Genomic DNA, 13,775 nt, shown 5'->3' with positions numbered 1-13,775 from the left:
GCCAGCCATGCGCCTCGACTGGTGAAAGGTCTGGATTTTCGTGAAACGCATCGTTGCCCCTCTGCTGTTCGGTCTGATTGGCGCCGCCATTCTTGTGTCCCTTGGCCAGTGGCAGCTGCAGCGTCTGGAATGGAAACAAGGCGTTCTGGAAGAGATCGAAAGCCGCATCGGGGGCGACCCTCTGCCGCTACCTGCACAGGGGGATCCTGATGTGGACAAATATCAGCCTGTGAATCTGCATGGGCAGATCCTGCCGGAAGAGATCCATGTGCTGGTCTCGGTCAAGCAAGTGGGGGCAGGTTACCGGGTGATCTCTCCTTTCGTGACGGATGGCCGACGGGTGCTGCTGGACCGGGGATTTATTCCGGTCGAGGATGTGGCGCTGGACCGGCGTGGCGGCATGGCCGACATCAGTGGCAATCTGCACTGGCCAGATGACCGCAACTCCTCGACGCCCGAGAATGACTTGGTCGGCAACATCTGGTTTGCCCGCGATATTCCCCAGATGGCCAAGGTGCTTAACACAGAACCGCTGCTGGTTATCGCGCGCGATGTAGAACCGGCTGATCTGGGCGTAACTCCGCTTCCGGTGGACACCAGCGGCATTCCCAACGATCACTTCCAATATGCGATGACCTGGTTCTCGCTTGCGCTTGTCTGGCTGACCATGACCGTCGGCTATATCTGGCGTCAGCAGAATCCGAAGAGAGACACGTGATGAAGTATATCTCGACCCGGGGCCGTGCCCCTTCCTTGACCTTTGAAGAAGCGATGCTGAGCGGGCTTGCCCGTGACGGCGGCCTGTACGTGCCTGAGATGATCCCGCAAATGTCCAAAGATGACATTCGCGCCCTACACGGTCTGCCCTACGAAGAGGTGGCGTTCCGGGTGATGCGGCCCTTTATCGGTGACGGGTTCACGGATGAGGTCTTTGCCGATCTGATCGCAAAGGCCTATGCCGGGTTCGGACACGTAGCGCGCGCGCCGCTGGTTCAACTCGCACCTGGGCATTTCCTGCTGGAGCTGTTCCACGGGCCGACGCTGGCCTTCAAAGATTTCGCAATGCAGCTGATCGGCCAGTTGTTCGAAGAGGCACTGACCCGGCGCGGGCAGCGTGTGACAATCGTTGGCGCGACCTCGGGCGACACCGGATCAGCGGCGATCGAGGCCTTCCGCGGACTTGATTCGGTGGATGTGTTTATCCTCTACCCGCATGGCCGCGTGTCCGAGGTGCAGCGTCGCCAAATGACCACGCCAGTCGAATCCAACGTGCATGCGGTGGCGATGGATGGACATTTCGACGACTGTCAGGCGCGGCTCAAGGACATGTTCAACGATTTCGACTTCCGCGATGGCGTGCGTCTGGCCGGTGTGAACAGCATCAACTGGGCCCGCGTTCTGGCGCAGGTTGTCTATTATTTTTCTTCCGCCGTCAGTTTGGGCGCGCCGGACCGCAAGGTCAGCTTTACCGTTCCGACCGGAAATTTCGGTGACATCTTTGCAGGCTACATCGCCAAGAAGATGGGCCTGCCCATAGACCGGCTGGTCGTGGCGACCAACCAGAACGACATCCTGCACCGCTGCCTGACCACAGGCGACTACAAGACTGATGAGGTCACCCCCTCGATCAGCCCATCTATGGACATTCAGGTCAGTTCGAACTTTGAACGCGCACTGTTTGATGCCTATGGGCGCGACGGAAATGCGGTCGGCCAGCTGATGGACGAGTTGAAAACAGGTGGGTTCAACGTCTCGCAAGGGGCGCTGCAAGCTTTACGTGAGACGTTCGATTCGGGCCGGGTGAGCGAAGGCGAAACGCTGGCAACGATCCGCGCCGCACATGATACCATGGGCGAACTGCTTTGCCCGCATTCCGCCGTCGGTGTCCGCGTGGCAGAGGCGCAGCGGGACCCGAAAGTGCCGATGATCACGCTTGCCACCGCACATCCGGCAAAATTCCCGGACGCAGTCGAAAAGGCCAGTGGTATCCGCCCCCCCCTTCCCGAACGCATGGCAGACCTGTATGAGCGGCCCGAGCGTGTGACCCGTTCAAAGAACGACCTCGTCGCCCTGCAAACCCTGATAAAGGAGCGCATCCCCTCGTGACTGTGCAATATACCACCCTTCCCAATGGCTTTCGCATCGTGACCGAACACATGCCAGGGCTGCAATCTGCCTCTATCGGGATATGGGTCACTGCCGGTGGGCGGCACGAACGTCCCGAACAGAATGGAATCGCGCATTTCCTTGAACATATGGCGTTCAAAGGCACGAAGACGCGTTCTGCGCTACAAATTGCCGAAGCAATCGAGGATGTGGGTGGCTATATTAACGCCTACACCAGCCGCGAGGTAACGGCCTATTACGCCCGAGTGCTGGCAGCAGATGTCGGCCTTGGCCTTGACGTGATTGCCGACATCCTGATGAACCCGGTCTTTGATCCCAAAGAGATTGAGACCGAGCGTCATGTCATCCTGCAGGAGATCGGTCAGGCCCTAGATACGCCCGATGACGTGATCTTTGACTGGTTGCAGGAAAAGGCATATCCAGATCAGCCCATTGGGCGCCCGATCCTGGGAGAGGCCGCGAATGTGAACGCCTTTTCGCGAGACGATCTCGCGGGGTTCGTCAAGGAACATTACGGCCCCGATCAGATGATCCTTTCGGCCGCGGGTGCCGTGGATCACGACACGCTGGTCGCGCAGGCGGAAAAGCTGTTTTCGCATATGGAACCGCGCGACGCGGACGGTGTCGACGGCGCCAAATTCGCCGGAGGTGAAGTACGGCGGCAGAAGAAGCTGGAGCAGGCGCATTTTGCGCTGGCCTTTGAATCGCCCGGCTACCGCGACGAAGGGTTTTACACCGCTCAGGTCTATTCCATCGCATTGGGGGGCGGCATGTCGAGCCGCTTGTTCCAAGAGGTGCGCGAAAAGCGCGGGCTGTGCTACACGATCTTTGCCCAGTCCGGCGCCTATGACGACACAGGCATGACCACGATCTATGCCGGCACCAGCGGGGATGAGATCGGCGATCTCGCGAATATCACGATAGATGAGATGAAGCGCGCCGCCACTGACATGACCCCCGAAGAGGTCGCCCGCGCCCGTGCCCAGATGAAAGCCGGGATGCTGATGGGGCTGGAAAGTCCGTCCAGCCGCGCCGAACGTCTGGCCCGGATGATCCAGATATGGGGCAAGGTGCCGCCGATCGAAGAAACCGTGGCACGGATCGATGCCGTCACCACCGGCGATGTAAAGGCCTTTGCCGAACAGCTGGTCAGCAAGGCGCCTGCCGCGCTGGCTTTGTATGGTCCGGTCAAGAAGGCGCCGAGCCTGGCCGAACTGCAGGCCCGTCGGGTCGCCTGATGCTTCTGGGGCGGCGCAAGCTGCGGATCGAGACCGCACGCATGACTCTGCGCGCGCCCCAGCACGCGGATTTCAACGGCTGGACGACGCTGCGTCAAGCAAGCGAACCCTTCTTGTCCCCGTGGGAGCCAAGTTGGGCGCCCGACCACCTGAGTCGCAAGGCCTTTACCAATCGGGTCTATTGGGCGAACCGGTCCATTTCCAATGGATCTGCCATACCTCTCTTCCTTTATCGCCGCGAGGACGATGTTCTTCTGGGGGCAATCACCCTAGACAACCTGCGGCGTGGCCCTGCGCAGGCGGGAACGCTTGGTTACTGGATCGGCCATAGCTTTGCGCGTCGGGGCTATATGGCCGAGGCGATAGAGGCGATCGTGCACCACTCCTATGAAAAGCTCGACCTTAGCCGTATCGAAGCTGCCTGCCTGCCGGAAAACGTCGCGTCTAGAGGTTTGCTGGAACGCTCCGGCTTCAAGTACGAAGGCGTTGCGCAAAGCTATCTGCAGATCAACGGGCGCTGGCGCACTCATGTGCTTTATGCAGCGCTGCGCATTGATCGGCGCGGGCGTACACAAGTCGGTTGATTGATGGACTGCCCGAAACGTAACCCACATCTTTGTGGGCTGACCTAAGGTAAATTTGTACTATCCTTCTGAACAGGAGGTGCATACCAATGATCCGAGCTTTTTTCGCCACACTTGCCCTGACACTCGCCGCTGACGCTGCAGCGGCGCAAGAGAGTCGCCGTTCAAGCCACTGCATTGCCATAGCAGATGCCGCCCCAGGGTTGGAGTTCCTGCAGAAGGCCAGCTTTCAGAATCCCGTGCCCGACTATTCCGTTCGGATCAGCTACATCTCGCATGCCTCCTTTCTGATCCAGACGCCGGGCGGCTTGAATGCCGTGACCGATTTCACCGGTTACATCGGCAACACCCGGTTGATTCCCGACGTTGTGACCATGAACCACGCCCATGACTCACACTGGACTGCAAATCCCGACCCGGCCATTCCCTACGCCCTACCCGGCTGGGGCCCGTTCGGCGAAGGGATCGAGCATCACCTCGAACTCGGCGAGATGCTGGTGCGCAATGTGTCGACCGACATCCGATCACAGTTCGGCGGGCGCGAGGACAATGGCAATTCGATCTTCGTCTTCGAGGTCGAAGGCCTGTGCATCGGGCACCTTGGACATCTTCATCACGAACCGAACGATCAGCAATATGCCGCGCTCGGGCGGTTGGACATTGTGATGGTGCCTGTGGATGGCGGCTACACCATGGATCTTCCAACGATGATCCGTGTGGTCGAACGGCTGAAGTCAAGCACGGTGATACCGATGCACTGGTTTTCGGGCAACGCGCTGGAGTATTTTCTGAATGGCGTGTCCGACGTGTTTGCCATTGACAGGCGCGACGCAAGCAGCATCGAGCTGTCCTTACGCAGTCTGCCAGATCGCCCGACCGTGGTCGTGCTCCAACCCCAATGGCTCAGCGATGCACAGTGACGGGAACGACGCCAAGAACGCGCGCAATTCGCATCGCGGCAGATGTCTTGACCAGCGCCTGCCTCCGCCGGAGGTATTTATGGACAGCTGAGGCTGAAAATAATCCAAACCTTCTCTCTATGGCTGCCCACAAAGCGCAACTGACCCCTTTGGTTCCCCGCAGTGTCAGGCTAAGTCTCAGTCCGGACCCGACATTCAGGAGATCGCCATGCCCCTCGCCCCTGCTGACGACACCTTTGCTGCAGCTCTTTCTGCACAGCTGCCCGAAGATACCCTGCGTGCCACCGAACCGCGCTATCTGGAAGAGCCGCGAGGCCGCTGGGCGGGCAGTTCGCGACACCTGGCACTGCCCCGGACGGCCCAAGAAGTGGCGATCATCCTGAGGGCTTGCACCGAATCCAGTGTCGGTGTTGTACCCTATGGCGGCGGTACAGGCCTTGTGGGCGGACAGATCGCACCCGCGGAGATGACCGAACCACTGATCTTGTCGCTTGAGCGGATGAACACCATCCGCGAAGTTTATGCAGAAGAGAACGTCATGATTGCCGAGGCAGGCGTGATCCTTGCAGATGTACAGAATACCGCTGCGGATGTAGACCGGCTGTTTCCCCTGTCGCTTGCCTCGGAAGGGTCGGCGCGAATTGGTGGGTTGGTTGGTACCAATGCGGGCGGTGTCAATGTGCTGCGCTACGGCAATACCCGCGATTTGGTGCTGGGAATCGAGGCCGTTCTGCCGGATGGTCAAATCTGGCATGGTCTAAAACGTCTGCGCAAGGATAACACCGGTTATGATCTCCGCCACCTTCTGATCGGGGCCGAAGGCACGCTGGGCATCATCACAGCTGCGGCGCTAAAGCTGTCGCCCATCCCGGCAGGACGAGGCACCGCGCTTATGGTAGTGAAAAGCCCTCAAGCGGCGCTGAAACTGCTGTCCTTGGCCCGAAGCCAGATGGGCGAAGGCATTTCTGCCTTCGAGATCATGAGCCGCATGGGCCTCGACTTTCTGGCAGAAAAGGTGCCCGACGTGCGCCAACCCTTTGCCGATCACCCCGAATGGCTGGTGCTGATTGACGTCGGCCTTGCGCGCGGTCTGGACCCTGCCGAAGCGCTTGAGACGCTGTTTGCCGAAGGTCTTGAGGCCGGGCTTGTCTCCGATGGTCTGATTGCCCAGTCAGAGGCGCAGGCCGATGATTTCTGGCAGGTGCGCGAACGGATCCCCGAAGCAAACCGAATGATCGGCGCGGTGTCGAGCCACGATATCTCTGTCCCACTGAGTGCTATTCCCGGTTTCATCACAAAAGGATATGAGGCGATCGGCGCGTTGGGCGAATTCCGCGTCAACTGTTTCGGCCATGTGGGTGATGGCAACTTGCATTACAATGTCTTCCCGATGCCAGGCCGCAGTCGTGCTGATCACGACAATCAGCGCGAAGACATCAAGCGTGCCATTCACGATCTCTGTCACGAGATGGGCGGTTCGGTCAGCGCCGAGCATGGCATTGGTCGGCTCAAGGTCGGCGATCTGGAACGCTACGGCGATCCGGCAAAGCTTAGTGCCATGCGCGCAATCAAAGCAGCTCTAGACCCGGCGGGCATCATGAACCCGGGCGCAGTCCTGCGCCAATCTTAACCCCCAAGAGGGCAGCAGGTCTAATCAATCCCTACGCCCCCACCCAGATCCTTCTGCGAAAATAAAATGGCACCGCTCCCGATTGAGAGGCGAATATGTCAACGACGCTTGCACTGGGCCTTGATCCCCTGACCGGCAGGAAAATATCGGCATTGTTCAGATGCGATGCGTACCTGCCACCTTGCTCCGCAGGGAAATAGGTCACATTTCTTTGGCCATGCGTTTTAAAGGAACCAAAGCATCATGCAGTATCGCATGATAGGGGGCTTCGCCATGGAGTCATCCCGGACCAAAGGTGTCGCGATGAAAAGCGATCGCGATCCGTACCTAGCAAAGATCATACCGAAGTATAGACAATTTAAAGCCTGAACCTATCGTCAAATCGCAACAACGCTTCATTCAGGTCACCATATTGCCCAACTCCGATTGCATCATCTACCCCATGCCAAGACGCCCCTAAGCTATGGAAGAACCTCCAGCGCACCATTCCGGGCCGGTTGGAGAAGAGCATGAAACCCCACGGAGAAATACCAATGTTCAATTTCTTAAAGACGGTCCGCAATAATGAAACTGGCGCGGTCACCGTCGACTGGATCGTTCTGAGCGCGGCACTCATCGGACTGGCCGTCGCCTCTTACACCGCGATGGATGGTGGAACCAACGCTCTGATCTCGACCTCGGACGGCAGCACAGCTATTGAAAGCGATTCATGAGGGGAAAACCGAGGAATCCATTCACAGCTCTGGAATTTTCGCTTGACGACACCCGCCAGCTTTCGTACCCAGCCCCACGGTACGGCGCGGTAGCTCAGTTGGTTAGAGCGATCGACTCATAATCGATAGGTCGGGAGTTCAAGTCTCCCCCACGCCACCACAACACCCTTTCTGAGACTTAAAATATATGCGACTGCCATTTCAAAATGGTGTCTGCAACCACGTAACGGTGAAGCTAAAATTCTCCTGCACGGGACGTCACCTATTCTGACAATGGCGCATTGCTGTGTGCAGTGTATGGGCTCGCGTGGAACGCCCCAATCTCTTCTCGGCAGGAGCCACGCCTCTGTAAGTGATTTTGATTTTCTCTGGAAACTCAACCTGCCGACAACTGCATTCAGACCGTAACGTGACCGAAGCCTGATGGCCCCAGATGACCATGCCATAAACTATCCAGAGGTTAACCCGGAAACGATTGTGCAAGACACATGTACAATTCTGGACCGGATGGCCGGAAACATGATTTCAACTTGATCGCCTGCGACAGGCGACATGCTTTTAATCATGCTCCGGTTTCAATAGATTTGTACCACGACAAACAACAACAGGTTCCCAAGGCCAGATGACATTTAAAAAAATTGCATGCCTCCTCCCATTGCTTGTCAGCCTCTTGCTCGTCGGCTGCACTGTCGGGGCAGGTATGAGGGACATGCCTGACGAGGCCAAGATCGCGGAGCTGTCGCAGGCCATCGCGACACTCGGACCAAAGGTAGACCCGTCCGAAGCCCGCCGCGCAGCCCGAATTGCGGTTGAATACCCGCGACGTCTGGCCATGGAATACGGCGTCACCGATCCCCCGATCATTCACAACATGAAAGTCAATTCGGGCCTGCGGCCGCGCGGTCTATGCTGGCACTGGGCGCGTGACATGGCAGCACGCCTGAACCAGGAGGATTTCCAGACACTGGAATTGCATCACTCTATCGCCAATGCCGATACGACATTTCGGATCGAACACAGCTCGATCGTGATCAGCGCCCAAGGGAACAATATGTATGACGGGCTGATCCTAGATCCCTGGCGCTATGGCGGCGCGCTTTACTGGGGTGCACCGCTGCAGGATACCTCCTACAAATGGCGCCCCCGGCAAGAGGTCTGGGATTACAAGCGTGAGTTGCGCGCGGGACTTAACCCGGCTCCATTATAGTGCCTGTGGCTATGCGACAAAGCTTAAAGTGCGATGGGCCACAGCTCGCCTTCGGCGTCTGACGCAAGTTCGCTGCACCGCCCTTTAGCTCAGAAACACGCTCTAGCCATCGTGCTTCGGCTTCAGGGCAAAGCGCTGGATCTTGCCGGTCTGCGTCTTGGGCAAGGCGGCGCAGAACCGGACCGAGCGGGGATATTTGAACGGCGCGATCACCGCCTTCACATGGTCCTGCAAGGTTTTGACCATCGCCGCATCCGCCACATGCCCTTCAGCCAGAACCACATGCGCCTCGACAATCATGCCACGTGCCTCATCCGGCACGCCGATCACCGCGCATTCCGACACCGCCGCATGGGCCAGCAGCGCCGCCTCGACCTCGGGTCCGGCGATATTATAGCCGGACGACACGATCATGTCGTCATTGCGCGCGGCAAAGTGCAGATAGCCGTCTTCGTCCATCGAGAACGCATCGCCGGTGATGTTCCAGCCATCCAGCACATACCCCGCCTGCCGGTCATCGGCGAGGTAACGGCACCCCGTCGGCCCCCGCACCGCCAGCCGTCCGACAGTGCCGCGCGGCAGCTCTTGGCCGTCCTCACCGATCACCTTGGCCTCATAGCCGCCCACAGGCTTGCCCGTACAGGCCGGTTTGTGATCGTCGAACCGGTTGCTGACAAAGATATGCAGCATCTCGGTCGCGCCGATCCCGTCGAGCATCGGCTTGCCGGTCTGCTTCATCCAGGCCTCGTAAATCGGCGCGGGCAAAGTCTCCCCCGCAGACACAGCCGCGCGGAGCGAGGACAGATCCGCCCCCTCTTCCATCGCCTGCAACATCACCCGATAGGCGGTCGGCGCGGTGAAACAGATCGTCGCCTTATATTTCTGGATGATCTCGATCATGTTCGGCGGAGACGCATTTTCCAGCAAGGTCGCCGCCGCCCCAAACCGCAACGGAAACACCGCAAGACCGCCAAGGCCAAAGGTGAACGCCAGAGGCGGCGAGCCGACAAACACATCCTCGGACGTGACACCCAGCACCTCGGCCGCATAGCCATCGGCGATCATCAGCAGGTCGCGGTGGAAATGCATCGTCGCCTTGGGGCTGCCCGTCGTGCCAGAGGTGAACCCAAGCAACGCCACATCGTCCCGCCCCGTCGGCACCGCATCGAACAGCACGGATTTTTCCAATGCCAGCCGATCCAGTTCCGCATCGTGGTTTGATGTGCCGTCAAAGCCCACCACAGTCGTCAGGAACCGGCTGTTCTTGGCGCAGGTCGCCAGTTCATCCATCAGCCGTGTGTCGCACAGCGCATGGCTGATCTCGGCCTTGTCCACGATGGCGCTCAGCTCTCCGGCGCGCAGCATGGGCATGGTGTTGACCACCACCGCCCCCACCTTGGTCGCCGCGAGCCAGCAGGCCACCATCGCCGGATTGTTGGCCGACCGGATCAGCACCCGATTGCCGGGTTTCACGCCAAAATCCTCGACCAGCACATGGGCCAGACGGTTGGTCCAGTCCGCCAGTTCCTTGTAGGTGCGCCGCCGCCCGTTTCCGATCAACGCCGTGCGGTCACCAAACCCCTTGGCGACCATGGCATCCGTCAGCTCGACCCCCGCGTTCAGCTGCTCTGGGTAATCGAACCGGTCCAGACGAAACTCGGGCCACATCACCGACGGCGGCAAATTGTCCCGCGTGAATGTGTCAGTATGAGCAGACGCGCCGAGAGGCATCATGCGTTCGCCTCTTCGGGCAGAAATTCGACCTCGTGCTGTGCCGACAGCTCGACAACCCGCGTCACATCCGTCAGCTCGTCCAGCGCGATGAACAGATCCTGCAGGTTGCCCGCCGGGGATACCCAGAACAGCGCCCGCGCCGGTTTGTCCGTTTTGTTGAAATAGCCATGCGGGATGCCCTTGGGCATGCGCACCAGATCCCCGGCGCGTGCCTTGCTCCAGACCCCGTCAAGCTTCAGGTCCAGCTCACCCTCCTGAACCAGAATGAATTCGTCTTGCGTGGTGTGGATGTGGACCGGCACAAACTGCCCGGGCGCCGAATTCGCCTCAAAGGCAAAACTCGTCTCACCCACCGCCTTGGGGTAATAGATCTGCCCCAGAATGTTCCAGCTCACACCGTCATATCCGGTGCCGTTTTCCGTGATGCCTTTGACGAGGTCAGTCATGTTTGGTGCTCCTTGTTGGGTGTCGGTTTTTATTTTTGGAAACTTACAGATCCGTGCGGACGTGCCAAAGCTCGGGGAACAGCTCGACCGCCAGCATCATTTTGAGGTAATCCACACCGCCGGTTCCGCCGGTGCCGCGCTTGAAGCCGATGACACGTTCAACCGTGGTGACGTGGTTGAACCGCCAGCGGCGAAAGTAATCTTCAAGATCGACCAGCTTTTCCGCCAGGTCGTACAGCGTCCAATGCGCCGCCGTGTCACGATAGACCTGCGCCCAAAGCGCGGTCACCGCCGGATGATCCATATGCGGCGCCTGCGACGGCGCCCCGGTCAGATCGTGCGGCAGGTCCCAGCCATGCCGCGCGGCATAGGCCAGAACCTCCTGATACAGGCTCAGCCGCCCCAGCTCCGCCTGCAGCTGGGCGGTCGCCTCGGCGTCATGGGCATGGGGTTTCAGCATCGCCAGATTCCGATTGCCAAGCGCGAACTCGATCAACCGGTACTGCAGCGACTGGAACCCCGAGGACCGCCCCAGCTGATCGCGAAACGTGGTATAATCGCTCGGTGTCATGGTGCGCAGCACATCCCAGGCCGAATTCAGCTGCTCCATGATCCGCCCCACACGGGCCAGCATCTTGAACGCCTCGGGCAACCGGTCAGCAGCAATCGCGCGCCGCGCGGCGTCCAACTCGGACAGCATCAGCTTCATCCACAGCTCGGAGGTCTGGTGCTGGATGATGAACAACATCTCATCATGCGCATCCGACAGCGGGTGCTGCGACGTCAGCAGCCGGTCCAGCCCCAGATAGTCGCCATAGGACATCTTGTCGGAAAAATCGGTCTCGGCACCATGATCACTCATATCGCAGCCTCCGCCAGCACAGCCCGCGCGATGATCACTTTCTGCACATCCGAAGCCCCTTCATAAATACGCAAAGCCCTGATCTCACGATACAATCTCTCAACCACGGCACCGGATCTCACCCCATCGCCGCCGTGCAACTGCACCGCCGCATCAATCACCTTCTGCGCCTCATCGGTGGCGAACAGCTTGGCCATCGCCGCCTCCCGCGTCACGCGCGGCGCGCCCATATCCTTGGTCCAGGCGGCGCGATAGACCAGCAAGGCGCTGGCATCCACGCGCAGCGCCATCTCGGCCAGATGCGCCTGCACCATCTGCAGATCCGCAAGCGGCGCCGCCTGCACCTGCCGTGCCTGCACCCGTTGCAGTGTTTCGTCCAAAGCCCGCCGCGCAAAGCCCAATGCCGCTGCCGCAACTGTCGTGCGGAACACATCCAGCACCGACATGGCAATCCGGAATCCCTGCCCGGGCGCGCCGATCATCGCGCTGGCCGGAACCCGGCAGCCCTCAAACCGCAAGCGTGCCAGCGGATGCGGCGCAATCGTCTCAAGCCGCTCTGCCACCACCAGCCCCGGCTTATCCGCAGGCACCACAAAGGCAGACAGCCCCTTGGCCCCCGACGCCTCTCCGGTACGGGCGAACACCGTGTAGACATCGGCAATTCCGCCGTTGGAAATCCAGGTCTTCTCGCCCTCCAGAACATAATCGCTGCCGTCCCGCGTCGCGGTCATCGTCGAATTGGCCACATCAGACCCCGACTGCGGCTCGGTCAGGGCAAACCCGGCTATAGCCTTGCCCGTCCGCGTCAGGGGCAACCACTCCGCCCGCTGCGCATCCGATCCGAACAGCGACACCGCCCCGGTCCCCAGCCCCTGCATGGCAAAGACAAAATCCGCCAGCCCGTCATGCCGCGACAGGGTCTCGCGGCTCAGGCACAGGGTGCGCACATCCAGCGGCTGCGGATCGCCCGGATCCACCGCCGTCGGCAACAACCAACCGCCCGCGCCCAGATCGGCCACCAGCGCCCGGCAGGCCGCATCGGTGTCACGATGATCCACCCCGGCCAGCGCCGCCCCGGCCCAGCCATCCAGGGACAGTGCCCAGTCCCGATGCCGTGCCTCCAGAAACGGCCAATCCAGATACGACTTATCCGCCATGTGCCATCCCCCGCTTTTTCTCTTCAAAAATACGCAAATCCAACGCAGCCAAGGCCTAGTCCCCCTCAAAAACCGGGCGCTGCTTTGCAACAAACGCCTCATAGGCCCGGATGAAATCGACCGTCTGCATGCAGATCGCCTGCGCCTGCGCCTCGGCCTCGATCGCCTGATCCAACCCCATGGACCATTCCTGCGCCAGCATCGTCTTGGTCATCATATGCGCAAAATTCGGCCCCGCCGCGATCTGCTGCGCCAGGCTCAGCGCGTCCGCTTCCAGCGTCTCTGAAGGCACCAGCCGGTTGTAGAACCCCCAGCGTTCCCCTTCCTCCGCCGTCATCGACCGGCCCGAATAAAGCAGCTCCGCCGCACGACCCTGTCCGATCAGACGCGGCAGGATCGCGCAGGCTCCCATGTCACAACCGGCCAATCCGACCCGCGTGAACAGAAAGGCAGTTTTGGCCGCGGGTGTCGCCAGCCGCATGTCCGACGCCATGGCGATGATCGCCCCGGCGCCGACGCAGATGCCATCCACCGCCGCGATCACCGGCTTGCCGCAGTTCAGGATCGCCTTGACCAGATCCCCGGTCATCCGGGTAAAGGCCAGCAGCTGTTTCATATCCATCCGGGTCAGCGGCCCGATGATGTCATGCACATCGCCACCCGAGCTGAAATTGCCGCCGTTCGAGCCAAAGATCACCACCTTGACCGTGTCGTCATAGGCCAGATCCCGGAACCAGTCGCGCAGCTCGGCGTAGCTCTCAAAGGTCAGTGGGTTCTTGCGCTCAGGCCGGTCGAGCGTGACATGCGCAATGCCCTCGCTCATCCGGCAACGGAAATGCTGAACATCGGTTCTCATCTTTTATTCTCCTCATGCGTTGCCTCATCAAAGCGCCCCGCCATCTGCATTGCCCTTTGGGCGCCAAAATCGTCCATTGGGTCATCGCTCAAAGAGCTATAAATTGGTCAGTTCATAGGCGAGCGAGCAGAGTTTGAGGGATTTTGCAAAACGATGTCCTGCAGACCCTTCGCAAAGAAATGCAATACGCATGAAAACCTCTCACGTTCTGGGGCAAGGCTACGCCTCTCCGATTCCAACGCTAGGCGGGGTCAGAATGCAATTCAAGCTAAAATACTTTGAGCTTGAAGTAACTTTTCGA

Annotated in this window: 13 protein-coding genes and 1 tRNA gene; 9 read left to right on the top strand and 5 right to left on the bottom strand. The window is 59.8% G+C overall.

The window, feature by feature from the left end:
* Positions 1–40: 40 nt before the first annotated feature.
* The 9 genes from P775_RS20965 to P775_RS20925 all read left to right on the top strand — a co-directional run bounded on the left by P775_RS20965 (position 41) and on the right by P775_RS20925 (position 8,419).
* A complete protein-coding gene (locus P775_RS20965) occupies positions 41–718 on the top strand; it encodes an SURF1 family protein (RefSeq protein WP_099912819.1) in 678 nt (225 codons plus the stop codon).
* Complete coding sequence (gene thrC / locus P775_RS20960; protein ID WP_099912818.1) at positions 718–2,106, top strand: threonine synthase; 1,389 nt, start codon at positions 718–720, stop codon at positions 2,104–2,106. The genes P775_RS20965 and thrC overlap by 1 nt, the downstream gene beginning before the upstream one ends.
* A complete protein-coding gene (locus P775_RS20955) occupies positions 2,103–3,365 on the top strand; it encodes a M16 family metallopeptidase (RefSeq protein ID WP_099912817.1) in 1,263 nt (420 codons plus the stop codon). Before thrC ends, P775_RS20955 begins: the two co-directional genes overlap by 4 nt.
* Entirely contained in the window at positions 3,365–3,949 is a 585-nt protein-coding gene (locus P775_RS20950; RefSeq protein ID WP_099912816.1) for a GNAT family N-acetyltransferase, read from the top strand. Before P775_RS20955 ends, P775_RS20950 begins: the two co-directional genes overlap by 1 nt.
* A gap of 89 nt (positions 3,950–4,038) precedes the next feature.
* Positions 4,039–4,869, top strand: a complete 831-nt coding sequence (locus tag P775_RS20945) for an MBL fold metallo-hydrolase (RefSeq protein ID WP_099912815.1) — start codon at positions 4,039–4,041, stop codon at positions 4,867–4,869.
* A gap of 208 nt (positions 4,870–5,077) precedes the next feature.
* The gene (locus P775_RS20940) at positions 5,078–6,499 is read left to right on the top strand and encodes an FAD-binding oxidoreductase (protein ID WP_099912814.1); all 1,422 of its coding nucleotides are present in this window, start codon (positions 5,078–5,080) and stop codon (positions 6,497–6,499) included.
* A 533-nt stretch (positions 6,500–7,032) separates the two neighbouring features.
* On the top strand, positions 7,033–7,212 hold the full coding sequence (locus tag P775_RS20935) for a hypothetical protein (RefSeq protein ID WP_099912813.1): 180 nt from the start codon (positions 7,033–7,035) through the stop codon (positions 7,210–7,212).
* A gap of 83 nt (positions 7,213–7,295) precedes the next feature.
* A tRNA-Met gene (locus tag P775_RS20930) sits at positions 7,296–7,372 on the top strand.
* Positions 7,373–7,921: 549 nt separating this feature from the next.
* The gene (locus tag P775_RS20925; RefSeq protein WP_245875790.1) at positions 7,922–8,419 is read left to right on the top strand and encodes a hypothetical protein; all 498 of its coding nucleotides are present in this window, start codon (positions 7,922–7,924) and stop codon (positions 8,417–8,419) included.
* Positions 8,420–8,521: 102 nt separating this feature from the next.
* Here P775_RS20925 and P775_RS20920 read toward each other — a convergent pair whose 3' ends face one another.
* Genes P775_RS20920 through P775_RS20900 form a run of 5 tightly spaced genes read right to left on the bottom strand, consistent with a single transcriptional unit; the run spans position 8,522 to position 13,474 of the window.
* A complete protein-coding gene (locus P775_RS20920) occupies positions 8,522–10,150 on the bottom strand; it encodes an AMP-binding protein (protein ID WP_099912848.1) in 1,629 nt (542 codons plus the stop codon).
* The gene (locus tag P775_RS20915; protein WP_099912811.1) at positions 10,150–10,599 is read right to left on the bottom strand and encodes a cupin domain-containing protein; all 450 of its coding nucleotides are present in this window, start codon (positions 10,597–10,599) and stop codon (positions 10,150–10,152) included. Before P775_RS20915 ends, P775_RS20920 begins: the two co-directional genes overlap by 1 nt.
* Before the next feature lie 43 nt (positions 10,600–10,642).
* Entirely contained in the window at positions 10,643–11,461 is an 819-nt protein-coding gene (gene kynA, locus P775_RS20910; RefSeq protein WP_099912810.1) for a tryptophan 2,3-dioxygenase, read from the bottom strand.
* On the bottom strand, positions 11,458–12,618 hold the full coding sequence (locus tag P775_RS20905) for an acyl-CoA dehydrogenase family protein (protein ID WP_099912809.1): 1,161 nt from the start codon (positions 12,616–12,618) through the stop codon (positions 11,458–11,460). The genes kynA and P775_RS20905 overlap by 4 nt, the downstream gene beginning before the upstream one ends.
* Positions 12,619–12,673: 55 nt before the next feature.
* Positions 12,674–13,474 (bottom strand): enoyl-CoA hydratase family protein, encoded by an 801-nt coding sequence (locus P775_RS20900; protein ID WP_099912808.1) that lies wholly within the window; start codon positions 13,472–13,474, stop codon positions 12,674–12,676.
* Positions 13,475–13,775 lie beyond the last annotated feature (301 nt).

The organism is Puniceibacterium antarcticum (assembly GCF_002760615.1).
Lineage (GTDB): Bacteria > Pseudomonadota > Alphaproteobacteria > Rhodobacterales > Rhodobacteraceae > Puniceibacterium > Puniceibacterium antarcticum.
The sequence above is the reverse complement of the archived record's forward strand: the minus strand, read 5'-3'. Positions and strand labels throughout refer to the sequence as shown.

Excerpts from the sequence above, each read along its gene's own strand:
- thrC (WP_099912818.1), top strand. The coding sequence starts at position 718 with ATGAAGTATATCTCGACCCGGGGCCGTGCCCCTTCCTTGACCTTTGAA.
- P775_RS20950 (WP_099912816.1), top strand. The coding sequence starts at position 3,365 with ATGCTTCTGGGGCGGCGCAAGCTGCGGATCGAGACCGCACGCATGACT.
- P775_RS20945 (WP_099912815.1), top strand. The coding sequence starts at position 4,039 with ATGATCCGAGCTTTTTTCGCCACACTTGCCCTGACACTCGCCGCTGAC.
- P775_RS20940 (WP_099912814.1), top strand. The coding sequence starts at position 5,078 with ATGCCCCTCGCCCCTGCTGACGACACCTTTGCTGCAGCTCTTTCTGCA.
- P775_RS20935 (WP_099912813.1), top strand. The coding sequence starts at position 7,033 with ATGTTCAATTTCTTAAAGACGGTCCGCAATAATGAAACTGGCGCGGTC.
- P775_RS20925 (WP_245875790.1), top strand. The coding sequence starts at position 7,922 with ATGCCTGACGAGGCCAAGATCGCGGAGCTGTCGCAGGCCATCGCGACA.
- P775_RS20920 (WP_099912848.1), bottom strand. The coding sequence starts at position 10,150 with ATGCCTCTCGGCGCGTCTGCTCATACTGACACATTCACGCGGGACAAT.
- P775_RS20915 (WP_099912811.1), bottom strand. The coding sequence starts at position 10,599 with ATGACTGACCTCGTCAAAGGCATCACGGAAAACGGCACCGGATATGAC.
- kynA (WP_099912810.1), bottom strand. The coding sequence starts at position 11,461 with ATGAGTGATCATGGTGCCGAGACCGATTTTTCCGACAAGATGTCCTAT.
- P775_RS20905 (WP_099912809.1), bottom strand. The coding sequence starts at position 12,618 with ATGGCGGATAAGTCGTATCTGGATTGGCCGTTTCTGGAGGCACGGCAT.
- P775_RS20900 (WP_099912808.1), bottom strand. The coding sequence starts at position 13,474 with ATGAGAACCGATGTTCAGCATTTCCGTTGCCGGATGAGCGAGGGCATT.